Genomic DNA, 13,135 nt, shown 5'->3' on the forward strand with positions numbered 1-13,135 from the left:
CGGCCGGATGCATCGGCCGCCCGTTTTCATGTGTCAGAGCTTGTAGTTCACGCCGAACATCACGGTGCGTCCGAAGGTGTCGTACTCCAGCGGACGGCCGATCTTTTCGTTGTTGGGCAGCGACGAGATCTGCTCGGTCTTGACCGGCGAGTTGGTGAGGTTGTTGACCTGGAGCAGGATCGACAGCCCGTTCATGGGGCCCTGCTCGAACGCGTAGCCGATCTGGAGATCGGTCTGCTTGTCCGCCAGCACCTTGGTGTAGCCGAGTTGGTCGAAGAGGGCCACGGCCTCGCCCGTGAACGACGAGCGATAGCGTTCGGCCACGCGCACCGACCAGCCGTATTTCTCGTAGTAGAACGCCAGGTTCGCCACCTTGCGCGACAGACCGGGCAGGGTGGAGGGGCTGCCGGGGATCGTCGACACCGCGCTCACCGGCAGGGTGCTGTTGGTCAGCGAGAAGTTCGCCTGCACGCCGAAACCATCGAGGGCGCGGGTGAGCAGGCTGCCTTCGAACGTGCCGGACAACTCCAGTCCCTGCATCCGGCCGCCGGTACCGTTCTTGGGCATGGTGAACGAACCGTAGGGGCTGGTCGGCACCAGCGTCGGGTTGTCGTTGACGTACTTGGAGAAGTCGTAGTCGAGCGTGGTCTCGTTGTAGATGTAGTTCAGCAGGTTCTTGTTGAACACGGCCGCCGCGACGTAGCTAGCCGTGCCGAAGTATTTCTCCCACGACAGGTCCGTTCCCACGGCGATGTACGGCTTGAGCTTCGGGTTGCCGCCGCTGCCCGACCACAGCACCTGACCGGTGCCCGGACCTTCGGTGACCAGGGCCACGCCCGCCGAGGTGGCGACCTTCTCGTCGTCGATGCGGCCGCGCGCCATGCTTTTGGCGAAGCCGAAGCGCAGGTATTGGCGGTCGCCGATCTGCGCGGAGAGGTTCAGGCTGGGCAGCCACTTGGTGTATGTCACCCCGTCGGCGATGCGCCCGACCAGCGCGTCGCCGTTGGTCTGCAACGCTTGCGAGGATTGATCGGTGCGCACGACCTGCACGCCCACGTTGCCGCGCAGGGGCACCTCGCCCATCGTCGTGTCGATGTTGAACTTCACGTACGCCACCGGCACCTTCTCGCGCACGGTGTAGTTGCGACTCCAGTCCGCCTGGCCGTTGCGCTGGGTGAGGTAGTACTGGCTGTAAAGGGCACCGAGCACGTCGTAGTTCACGATCGGTCCGATGCCGCCGTAGCCCAGGTCGGTGATGCCTCGCAGCGGACCGATCGGGGCGGCGAAGCCGGGTACGTAGGTGGCCTGCGTCGACCCGTTGCCGTTGAGCCAGGCGAAGAACACGTCCGCCTGCTTGTCTTTCTTGCGGTCGGAGTAGTTCACGCCGACGTTGACGTCGCTGAAGATCCAACCCACCGGGTGGCTGACCTCGAAGCGGAACGCCTTGATGGTGTCGCGCTGGTGGTCGAACTCCTCGCGGCCGTCGTAGCCGTAGTTGTTGGGGTCGGTGAACTGGATGACCGACGGATCGGCGAAGTCGACGCCGGGGGTGAAGCGCGGGAAGTGGTAATCGCGTGGCGTGTAGAAATCGGCCGACGAGGTGGCCTCCCCCGGCAGGCCGGCGAACAGGTAGGCGTCGTGGAGTCGCTTGCGCGCCATCGAATACGACAGGTCGGCGTTCAGCGCCCAGCCGTTGCCGAAGTCGTACTGGTTGTTCCAGCCGGCCGAGAACAGCTTGTCGTGCTCACGCGTGCGGTCGTTCTGCAGGATCGACTTCAGGCCGTCGATGTGACCGCTGGTCGCGATGGGGAAGGGCTGCGACGGGGTGACGCCCACGTTGTCATACGACACGTTGTCGTAGGGACTGCTGGCCCACTGGGCGCCGTTGAGGAAGGTCTTTTGGTCGAAGGTCGAGTAATACAGGTCGAGCGTGGAGTGGTAATGATCGTCGGGTGCCCATTCCAGCACCGTCATCAGGCCATTGCGCAACTGGTTCTCCGACTTGGCACGCAACTGCATGCCCTCCTGCGAGAGCACGTTGTCGGGCATGCCGGGGGTCGGCGCCGGTCCGCCGGGCTGTCCGGCCAGGCCCTGCGACCCGTTGTTCACGCTCCACCACCAGGCCTGGTATTGCTTCTCCTGGATGGGCGAATCCAGCTGGGCGAAGCCGACGGCCAGGCCCAGCGTGTGATCGAAGAACTGATCGATGTACGAAAAGCTGGCACGGTGGCCGGCGTCGCCCACGCCGGTGCCGTGATTGAGGCTGCCGTTGGACGTGCTCTCGCCCCGCAGGTTGGCCGCGATGGCGCGCTTGGGCAGGTCGAGCGGGCGGATGGTGTGCAGGTCGACCGTACCGGAGAGACCCTGGCCGATGAGGCTGGCGTCGGGCGTCTTGTAGACGGCCGCGCCGCTGATCAGTTCGGATGGATACTGGTCGAAGTCCACGCCGCGGTTTTCGCCGATGGTCGCCTGTTCGCGTCCGTTGAGCGTGGTGCCGGCGAAGTCGGGCGACAGGCCGCGGATGGAAATCTGGTTCGCGCGGCCGTCCACGCGCTGGGTGGCCAGGCCGGAAAGCCGCGCGAGGCTTTCGGCGATGCTGCTGTCGGGCAGCTTGCCGATGTCCTCGGCGGAGATCGCCTCGATGATGTTGTCGGCGTTCTCTTTGGCCTTGAGCGAGTTCTGGATGCTCGCCTGGATGCCGGTGACCACCACCGCGTCGAGGGTGCTGGCGTTGTCCGGGTTGACCGGGCGCTTGTCGTTCGGCGGCGGCTGCGTCGCGTCCTGGGCGTGCAACGAGGCGGTAAGCAACACGGCCGCCACGCAGGCGGCGAGTGGTCGACGTCGATTCATCGGTGTCCCTGCTTTGATTGGGTGGTCGATGCGCCCCTACGCATCGCGGCGGCAGAATGAGCGAGCGGTTCGGCCCTGTCATCCTGCGACGCAGCAGAATGGCTCACCAGCCGATGGCGCCTCGCCTTGGCATGCACATATTCGGCAGACCTGTTCGGCCATGTTGCCGCGCAGCAAGGAAAAATTCCGCGTGCACATGTGATTGACGGGTGAAATGGCGTGCGGTATAGAGTCTTCGCGCGGCGACCTCCGGTCGTTCCCGCCAGTGCCAGGCAAGGGGTTCGCCTGGTCTCATCCGCAGCCGTGATCACGGGACAGCACCATGCCTTGCCCGCAAGCACAACGCGATATCGCAGGCTGCGCCGGTGCGCGGGTTTCGCTCGCGCACGTCATGGCCGACGGTCTTCCGATTCTCGCTCGTGCCAAGCTGAGCGCGCTGCGCTCGCGCGGCAAGTGCGTCGCCGGCTACTCACCGCCCCGTTTCTCCCTCTGATCGACCTATAACGACGACCGGTACGCCCCTGGGCGTGCGAGCGATCCCGTGCGGTTTTCACCGCGCGGCACGCGACGCACGCGTCCCGGCGCCACGCCGGCCGCATCACGCACGCGGCGGTCGCCGCGCGCGTCCGGTACGACACTTTCGGGGTGGGGAGCACGACGTGGGAAAGCAGAACGTATTGACGAAAAAGGCGATGGTGGCGGCCGTGTGCGCCGCGCTCGGCATGGGCATGGCCCACGCGCAGAGCGCACCGACCCAGAGCGACAAGCCTGCCGACGCGACGCAGAAGCCGGCGGCCGACAAGGCCGTGCAGATGAAGGCGTTGAGCGTGGTGGCCAACCGCTACGACGCGACCAACTTGCGCATGGATTCGACCAACACGGTGGACGTGCTGTCCGCCGCCGATCTCCAGCGCACGGCGGTGCATAACGTGGCCGAGGCGCTGGGCCTGATGTCCGGCGTGAACGTCACCACCACGGGCACGGGCTATTTCGGCGGCGTAGACGGTGCGGCGCGCGGCGAGGGCATGTTCGCTTCCGTGCGCGGGCTGCCTTCCGAGTACAACGTCAACCTGATCAACGGCGCCAACGTCGCCCAGGGCATGCCGTACAGCCGCAGCGTGCAGCTCAGCCTGCTGCCGCCGTCGGGCCTGCAGACCATCGTGCTCAACAAGACGTCCACCGCCGAGATGGACGGCGACGCCATCGGTGGCACCATCGATTTCCGCACCCCCAGCGCGTTCGACTTCAAGAAGGATGTCAGCGGCAGCGTGACGGCGAGCGGCCGTGTGGAAAGCCGGGCCCGCGACTATGGCGAGAGTGGCCTCGGTGGCGGCCTGGCCGCCGAGATGCAGACCAAGTTCGGCAGCGAAAAGCAGTTCGGCGTCTACGTGAGCGGCTACTACGACTACCGCAACATCGCCAACAGCGAGATCGGCGCGGCCGAGAGCGCATCCAACGACGGTTCCTGGGCCTTCGCCCACGCCAACGCCGACGGCAGCAGCGCGGCCGGCTACGACCCGGCACGCAACCTCGCCAGCATCGGCGCCAACGCCGGCATCGCCTCGGGCTTCGAGCGTCGCTACGGCGGCAACGTCTCGCTGGACTGGAACGTCGACCCGACGCTGCACACCTACGCGAAAATGACGTACGCGTACGCCCTGACCGAACAGAACACCACGTACAACCAGCTGCTGCCGGCCAACGTCACCTACGTGCCCACGGCGACGCCCGGCGTCTATGCGCCGAACATCGGCCGCATCGCCAACCGCTTCTGGTTCGAGACCAACCCGGAACGCGCGGACCTGGCCACGATCCAGCTGGGTGCCGACAAGACCGCTGGCGGCTGGACGATCTCGCCGAACGTGTTCTGGAGCATCGGCCGCAACGACCGCCCCGAACATGTCGAGATCGACGGCCGCGAAGACAAGTATTCGCAGGCCAACTTCGTCTACAACCAGCCTTCGTTGCTCGGCTACGGCGGCGGCCACTTTCCCTATCCGCAGCTGACCCCGGCACTGGCCAATTCGGTGAATAACATCGCCAGTATGTGGGCCAACGACTACGGTGAGGTGACGCGCATCCGCTCGGGCCAGAAGCGTGGCGGCGCCAAGCTCGACATGCGCTACGACTTCGAGGACGGCCCGCTGCAGTCGATCAAGTTCGGCGTGAAGTACAGCGACAGCTCGCGCCAGTTCGCCAACCGCGACTGGTCGACGGCCGGCATCAACGACGGGGTGACCACCTTGGGCGACCTGGGTATCTTCGACGGCGGTTATTCGTCGATCTTTCCCGGCAAGTACCCGTGGTACACGCCCAAGGTGAGCCGCGCCGCCGTGGCCGACCTGATCAAGGCCAACCTGCAGCCGTCCGACCTGGACACCTGCGGTTCGCTCTACGTCAACAACGACAACTGCAACACCATGCGCGGTACCGAGGCGGTGAGCGCGGCCTACGCGATGGCCACGATCAACACCGGTGACGTCGAGATCATCCCGGGCGTGCGCTTCGAGCACACTTCGATCCACAATACGTTCTGGACCACGCCACACGACGCCGACGGCAACGAATTGCCGGGCTATTTCGACAACAACCGCACGGTCTACAACGAGCCGCTGGGTAGCGTCTTCGTCAACTGGCGCCCGACCTCCAACGCGGTCTACCGTTTCGCGGTGTGGCAGAGCTATACGCGCCCGGCCTTCATCCAGCTCGGCGGCGGCTCGCAGATCAACATCTCCAACGGCGTGACCACGATCACACGCGGCAATCCCAACCTCGACCCGATCAAGGCGACCAACGTCGACCTCGCGGCCGAATGGACCACCAACCAGGGCGGTTATTTCTCGTTCTCCGGCTTCTACAAAAAGCTCAAGGATTACATCTACGACAGCGGCGGTGGCCAGGCCAACCCGAACACGCAGGGTGCGGGCACCGTGCTGGTGAAGACGCCCACCAACGGCGGCGACGGCACGGTGCAGGGCCTGGAGATGACGGCCCGGCAGAAGTTCCAGTTCTTGCCCGATCCGTTCGACGGCCTCGGCGTGAGCGTCAACGCCACCCGGCAGAACTCGCGGGTGGACCTGGGGCGCCCGGGCTTCGCCAACGAGCGCCTCCAGGCCGCCCCGCGGACGATGGCGAACGCCGAACTCTTCTACGAGAAATACGGCTTCTCGGTGAACCTGAGCTACCACTACACCGGCTCTTACATCTCGACCTACGATTTCCTCAACCAGGGGCAGCCGTGGGACGACCTGTGGATCCGTCCGATCCGCCGTGTCGACCTGCATGCGGGCTATGCGATGGCCAACGGCCTGCAGTTCGACCTGCAGATATCCAACCTCACCAAGCAGTACCAGTACTGGTCGCACATCGGCCGCAACAGCCTGGTCAATTCCGACATCGTCGATGCCGGCATGACCACGTTGCTGACCGTCAAGTACTCGTTCTGACGATGCGGGGGCGGGAGCGTATCGCCTCCGTGCCGCATCGCCACGGGGCGGCCGCCGCATCGTCGGCGGTCGTCCCGCACGGTGACGCGGCATGAGGGCCCCGCAGGACGCGCGCGCCACGCCACCCCGGGCGATCGGGCTGTGGGGTGGCCTGTCGGCCAACGTACTGAACATGATCGGCATCGGGCCGTTCGTGACGATTCCGCTCGCGCTGTCCGCGCTGGCCGGTCCGTCGGTGTTCCTCGGCTGGATCGCCGGTGCCGTGCTGTGCCTGTGCGATGGCATGGTCTGGGCGGAACTGGGCTCGACCATCCCCGAATCCGGCGGCCCGTACCACTACCTGCGCGAGGCCTATGGCAGGGAACGATTCGGCCGCCTGTTCGGTTTTCTCTACCTGTGGCAGACGCTCTTGACGGCCCCGCTGTCGATCGGGTCGGCCGCGGTGGGCTTTGCCCAGTATGCCGGCTACCTCGTGCCGTCGCTGGACGGGACGGGCAGGGGGCTCGTCGCCGCGGGCCTGTGCCTGTTCAACACGGCGGTGCTGTACCGCAAGGTGGGCGACATCCAGAAGCTGTCGCTGGCGATCAGCGTGGTGGTCGCGATCGCCTGCGTGTGGATCGTCGGCAGCGGCATGGCCCACTTCGACCGCGCGACGGCCATGCATTTCATGCAGACCCGCCACGACGGCGGCCACGGTTTCTGGCTGGGCCTGGGTGCCGTCGCGCTCATCGCCGTGTACGACTACGGCGGCTACAACAACGTGTGCATGCTCGGCGGCGAGGTAAAGAATCCCCGGCGCACCATCCCGATGGCGGTGCTGCTGTCCATCCCCCTGGTGGCCACGCTTTACCTGGGGCTGAACGTCGCCATTCTCGGCGTGCTGCCCTGGGAGCAGGCGGCGCACTCGAAGTTCGTGGTGGCCGACTTCATGCAAGCGATCCACGGCGGCATGGGTGGCACGCTGGCGGTGCTGCTGATCCTGCTCGCAAGCTGGGGTTCGGCGCTGGTGGTGTTGCTGGGCTATTCCCGCGTGCCTTACGCGGCGGCGGAGCAGGGCCAGTTCTTCCGCCCGTTCGCCCGGCTGCATCCACGCGACCGGTTTCCCACCGTGTCACTGCTGTTCGTGGGCGTCACCTCGGCGATGGCGTGTTTCCTCTCGCTAGAAAGCCTCATCGCGACCCTCATGGTGGTGCAGATCCTGTTCCAGTACATCGCCCAGTGTTTCGCGGTGGTGATTTTGCGGCGGCGCAAGGCTGACGCCAGCGTCTTCCGCATGCCGCTGTACCCCCTGCCGATCGCGGTCAGTCTCGTCGGCTGGCTCTACCTCGTGGCGACCAGCGGCTGGCTGTCGATCGCCGTGGGCGTCGGCGCGGTGGTGGTGGGCACCCTCGTTTTCCTTTGGCAGGCACGGAGTACCCGATCATGGCCCTTCCCGAACGCATGACGTCCTGGGACGTCGCGGTGGTCGGCGAGATCTACGCCGACCACGTCTTCACCGGCTTCGCGCGTTGGCCGGGGCCGGGCGAGGAAGTGCTCGCCGACGGCTACGTGCGCGAGCTCGGCGGCGGCTGCGTCAACACGGCCTGTGGCCTGTCCCGATTGGGCCGGCGTGTGCGCCTGGTCGGCCTGATCGGCGACGCCGACGTCGACTGGTTTGAGGGGCGGCTGGGCGAATTCGGCGTCGGCATGGGTGGCATCCGCCTGGGTGCGGAATCCACCGGCATCACCGTCAGCGTATCCACCCGCGAGGACCGTTCGTTCTTCACCTGGCCGGGCGCCAATCGCGGACTGGCCGACCTGCTGGGTGAACCGGTGGTGTTGGCCGACCTGGCGAGCGCGCGCCACGTGCACTTCGCGATGCCGCTGCCGCGGCAGCGGGCGGCGGAGATTCTGCCTCGCCTGCGCGAGGCCGGCTGCACGAGCTCGCTCGACGTCGGCTACTCGCCGGACTGGCTCACCGACCCGCGCAACCTCGACACCTGTCGCGAGGTTGACCTGTTTCTGCCCAATCGCACCGAAGCGGCCGTCCTCTGCGGTGAGGACGGACCGGACGCCTACGCGCGCTGCGCATGGGCCGAAGGCCTGCCGCGCGCGGTGCTCAAGCTCGGTGCCGAGGGCGCGCTGGTGATCGACGCCGACGGCGTCACCCGCGTCGTCGCGCCTCGCGTTGACGCGCTGGATACGACCGGCGCCGGCGATGCGTTCGACGCCGGTCTCATCGATGCCCTGCTTGACGACGCGCCATTCGGCCGCTGCGTGGAACGCGCCTGCGTGTGCGGCGCGCTGTGCACGACGGCGCCAGGCGCGCTCAGGGCTTTACCTGATTCCCTTCAATTGAGGACGTTACGTGAACAGACGTATGGATCGTAAGATCGCCCTGATCGGCGGCGGCAGCGTACGCGCGCCGCTGGTGGTGTTCGGCGTCAACGACGCGCTCGAAGACCTCGGCGCCGCGGAGATGGTGCTTTACGATCCGGATCCGGCGCGTCTGGGCGTCATGGTCGACCTGGGCAAGGCCATCGTGAAGCGCTTCGGCGGCGACCTGCGCCTGCGCGGCGCCACCTCGCTGGAAGACACCATCGAAGGCGCCGACTTCGTGCTCAACAGTATCCGCATCGGCGGCATCGCGGGGCGCGCGGCGGACGAGCGCATCGCCATCGACCACGGCTATCCCGGCCAGGAAACCACCGGTCCGGCGGGCATCGCGATGGGCCTGCGCACGATTCCCGTGGCGATCGAACAGGCGCGCATGGTGGAGCGCCTCAGCCCGGACGCCTGGCTGGTGAACTTCACCAATCCGGCCGGCCTCATCACCCAGGCGGTGAGCGATCACAGCAAGGCGCGCATGGTCGGCATTTGCGACACCCCCACCGAGTTGTTCCACAACATCGCGAGGGCGCTGGGCGAGCCGGCCCACGAGGTCGATTGCGACTACGTCGGCCTGAACCACTTGGGCTGGGTGCGCAGCGTGCGCGTGCGCGGCGAGGAGGTGATCGACCGCCTGCTGGACAGCGACCAGATGCTGCGACAGCTGTATCTCGCCCCGTTGTTCGATGTCGACATGATCCGCAGCCTGCGCCTCATTCCCACCGAATACCTGTTCTTCTACTACGAGCGCTCACGCGCGCTGGCCAACCAGCGTCGCCAGGGCGGCAGCCGCGGGGCGGAGATCCAGCGGCTCAACGACGACCTGCTCGCCACGCTGCGATCGCGCCTGGATGCGGGCGATGGTCATGGGGCGGTGGATGTCTATGCGGCCTACCTCAACCAGCGCTCGGGCTCCTACATGAAGCTCGAGGCCGAAGGCGGATCGGCCTTCGACCAGGGCGTGAGCCTGCAGGGCGATCCGTTCCGCGTGGCCACGGGCTACCACCGCATCGCCATCGACGTGATGAGCGCGCTGACCGGTGCGCGGCCGGCGCGCATCGTGGTGAATACGCGCAACCGCGGCGCCGTACCGGACCTGCCGCACGACGACATCGTGGAGATCGCGTCGGACATCGGCCTGGACAGCATCGTGCCGCGGCCGGTCGATCCGCTGCCGGATGCCGTCAACGGCCTGGTGCGCTCGGTGAAGGCCTATGAGCGGGCGGCGATCGCCTCCGTGCTCGATCGTCGTCGCCTGGACGCACGCAAGGCCATGCTGATCCATCCCGCCATCGGCGAGTGGTCGCCGTCCGCCGAGTTGCTCGACGCCTTGCTCGGCCATGCCGACGAGGACGGCGAGTGCCTGTGCCACGGACCGATGCGGCGTTGATGCCCGATCAGGCCTTGCGATAGGCGCGCGACGCCGGGATGTCGACCCGCACCTCGGTGCCGCCGTCGTCGCCGGGCCGGATCCGCGCCCGGCCGCCGCTGCGCCGGGCGCGCTCTTCGATGCCGCGAAGACCCCAGTGGCGCGCGTCCGCGCGCTCGACGTCGTTGTGGCCGATGCCCTTGCCGTCGTCACGGATGACGAGGATGAACCGGCGTGCGTCGAAGTCCAGGCGAACGGTGGCGCGCCGGGCCTGCGCGTGGCGCTGCACGTTGAGCAACGCCTCCCGGCCGATGTAGTAGAGCTCGTCCTCCACGAGCGGCGCGAGGGACTGTGGCAGGCCGGTGACTTCGACCGTCGTCGCCACGCCCGTGCTTTCGAGGTCGGCGACGTGGCTCGTCAGCCGTTCGGCGAGCGGTTCGTCGCGCGCGCCGTGCTCCCGCAGGTCCTGCACGCGATCACGCCCCTCGGTGACGAGGCGCTCGGCGCGATCGATCGCCTGTTCGAGCGAGGGCCGGCCCGGGTCACCGTCGGGAAGCCGGTCCACCACCGACTGGAACCGCAGGATCAAGCCCTGGGCGCCCTGGAGCAGGGTGTCGTGCAGTTCGCGGGCGATACGCTCGCGTTCACGGTAGCGCTCGCGCAGGCGCAGGCGTACCTGGCGGGTCAGGCCGCGCACGCGCAGGCGGTGGGCGATCCAGAACGCCAGGGCCACGAGCATGCCGCACACCAGCTTGAACCAAGGGCCCTCGATGAACGTGGGTACCACGGTGACGCTCGATTCGGCGGTCGCGCCCCACGCGCGCCCGTCATAGGAGGCCTGGATCAGAAGGCGGTAGTCGCCCGGATGCATCTGGGTGAAACGCAGCTCCCGCTGCCCGCCGTCGAGCGGCAGCCACTGATCCATCCCGGGCGCCATGCGATAGCGAAAACGCACGCTGGCCGGTCGGGCGACCGAGATCGCCGCGTAGCGCACCGTCACGTCGCGATGGTCCGCGTCCAGCCGCGCGCCTTCGATCGGGAGCGTCTCGTTGCCCGCGGTGACCGAGCGGATGATCGCCGCCGGGGGTAACCGCGACGGGGGTACGCCCGTTGCCGGAAGGCGAAGGAAGTTTTCCGCGCGGGCGAACCACACCGTACCGTCGATGCCGGCGACGGCGGAGGGCAGGGGACGCACGGTTTGCGTGCCATCGACCACGCCATCGTCGGCGGTCAGCAGGTTGAGATCGAGCGCGTGACCGGGGGCGGCGAGGGCACGCTGCACGTCGCTGTCGCGAAACCAGGCGATCCCGGCCTCGCTGTTGACCCAGAGGGTGTGGTCCGGACGGACGGCGATGCCGGTGGCGCCGTCCAGCGCCCCCTCGGGTGACCCGACCAGACCCACCACGCGGTCGCCGGTATCGACGGCGAACCCCCGTTCGGCGGCGATATAAACGGCACCCGGCCGCGAGGCGATCGCCGTGATGGCACCGATCGGCGCCGATGCCGAGGGCAAACGTCGCGTGACCGCATCGCCCGACACCCTGAGCACGCTGCCATCGAGGTAACCGATCCATGCGTCGCCACGGGTGTCGATATGGATCACCGAGGGCACGCCGGCGGGAAAGCGATCGTCCACCGGCTCCCAGTGCCCCCCGGCATCGGAGCGGTACATGCCCTGGAAGGTCACGGCGAGCCAGAGCCGGCCCCGGCCATCGCGCCCCATGGCCTGCACCACGCCGGGCGAACCGCTGTGGCTGGCCGGGAAGGGACGCGCTTCGATCCGCCCGCCGTCCATGTGCCACAGGTGGCCTCTGCCGCCCAACCATACGCCGCCGCGGGGATCGGCGTACGTCATCGTGACCGGGTTCTCGAAACCGTCGACCGGCACCGGCTCGCCCCCCAGTTTCCATACGCGGTCGGGTGCGGGATTCTGGCCGCTGGTCCCCGCCCAGGCCTGCCCGTCGCGATCGACAACGGGCGAGTAATACACATTGGGGACGGGCACCTTCGCGAGCACGCCGTCATGCAGCAGGTCGACGCCGCCCTTGGTGCCCAGCCACACGTTGCCGTCGCGGTCCTTGAGCAAGACCATGACCAGGCGCGAAGACATCTCCATGGCGGGCAGGTCGTTCGACCGGCGGAAGTCGGCGGCGGGTTTTCCGCGCGATACGAAACCCGCGTCGTGGCACAGCGGGATCTCGCAGGCCACGGTCCATAGCGCGCCCTTATGATCGATCACCGTGTCGCTGCTGTTGGCGCGTCGCGCGGGCGGGTTGGCGTGGGGCTGCCCCCACTCGCCGGGGAAAAGCGCGCCCCCGGTCCCGTCGAGTTGCCACAGTCGCCCTTCGGCGTCTTCGACCAGGGACCCCGGCTCGTCGTAGCGGGCGCCCGATGGCTCGAACGCCTCGGCGTGCGGACGAAGCACACGCCATTGGTGATCGCGTGCGATCCACACGTCGCCCCGACGGTCTTCGACCAGGTCGTCCACGTCGGAGGCTATACCCGCCATCGCGCGCCAGCGTGTGCCATCGAAACGGTAGAGCGTGCCCTTGACCGTCGCCCAGACCCGGCCATCGGCATCGGCCGCGAACGCCTGTACGGACGGATGCGACGGCAGGCCCTCCGCATCGCCGTAGCGCTGGATCCGCCCACCGCGCATCCGTATCGCGCCGCCGTTGGCCTGGCCGATCCAAAGATCGCCATCCGGGGCGGCGTACAGTACCTGCACGGCCATGGTATGCAGCGAACCGGGTGGCAGCAGTTCGATACGGGTGAAGTCGAAACCGTCGTAGCGGTAGAGTCCCGTGCGCGTGGCGAACCACAGCTGTCCGTCGTCGGTCTGGGCTATCGACCACACGCCGCTCGGTGCGCCGTCCTGTCGTCGGAAGGCCGTATGCAGGAGCGTGTCCTGGAGGAGTTCGGTGACGCTGGCGCGCGCCTGGGCCCAGGCCAGTCCAAGGCAGCATGTGAACCACGCGAGCCAGCACGCGCGGACGCGAGCGCGTCCGCGCGAATGCCTTCCGCGGTGTTCGATCCGGCCGTGACCCTGCATCGGGGGATGATCGCATATCCCCGTGAGACACCGGAAACCGAAGGGCGCGGC

General features: G+C 67.5%; 6 protein-coding genes. 4 read left to right on the forward strand and 2 right to left on the reverse strand.

Features of this window, described 5'->3' with window-relative positions:
- Positions 1 to 33: 33 nt before the first annotated feature.
- Complete coding sequence (locus PI246_RS13510; protein WP_320551830.1) at positions 34 to 2,850, reverse strand: TonB-dependent receptor; 2,817 nt, start codon at positions 2,848 to 2,850, stop codon at positions 34 to 36.
- Positions 2,851 to 3,542: 692 nt separating this feature from the next.
- On the opposite strand from PI246_RS13510, the gene PI246_RS13515 reads away from it, so the two are divergent.
- The 4 genes from PI246_RS13515 to PI246_RS13530 all read left to right on the forward strand — a co-directional run bounded on the left by PI246_RS13515 (position 3,543) and on the right by PI246_RS13530 (position 10,053).
- The gene (locus PI246_RS13515) at positions 3,543 to 6,296 is read left to right on the forward strand and encodes a TonB-dependent receptor (RefSeq protein WP_407069821.1); all 2,754 of its coding nucleotides are present in this window, start codon (positions 3,543 to 3,545) and stop codon (positions 6,294 to 6,296) included.
- 91 nt (positions 6,297 to 6,387) lie between these two features.
- The gene (locus tag PI246_RS13520) at positions 6,388 to 7,740 is read left to right on the forward strand and encodes an APC family permease (RefSeq protein ID WP_320551832.1); all 1,353 of its coding nucleotides are present in this window, start codon (positions 6,388 to 6,390) and stop codon (positions 7,738 to 7,740) included.
- Positions 7,719 to 8,666, forward strand: coding sequence for a carbohydrate kinase family protein (locus PI246_RS13525; RefSeq protein WP_320551833.1), 948 nt, complete (start codon positions 7,719 to 7,721; stop codon positions 8,664 to 8,666). The genes PI246_RS13520 and PI246_RS13525 overlap by 22 nt, the downstream gene beginning before the upstream one ends.
- A complete protein-coding gene (locus tag PI246_RS13530; protein WP_407069820.1) occupies positions 8,656 to 10,053 on the forward strand; it encodes a family 4 glycosyl hydrolase in 1,398 nt (465 codons plus the stop codon). The genes PI246_RS13525 and PI246_RS13530 overlap by 11 nt, the downstream gene beginning before the upstream one ends.
- A 7-nt stretch (positions 10,054 to 10,060) precedes the next feature.
- Here the strand turns inward: PI246_RS13530 and PI246_RS13535 are convergent, their stop codons facing one another.
- Positions 10,061 to 13,084 (reverse strand): two-component regulator propeller domain-containing protein, encoded by a 3,024-nt coding sequence (locus tag PI246_RS13535; protein ID WP_320551835.1) that lies wholly within the window; start codon positions 13,082 to 13,084, stop codon positions 10,061 to 10,063.
- Positions 13,085 to 13,135 lie beyond the last annotated feature (51 nt).

It is taken from the genome of Luteibacter sahnii (assembly GCF_034063545.1).
Taxonomy (GTDB): domain Bacteria; phylum Pseudomonadota; class Gammaproteobacteria; order Xanthomonadales; family Rhodanobacteraceae; genus Luteibacter; species Luteibacter sahnii.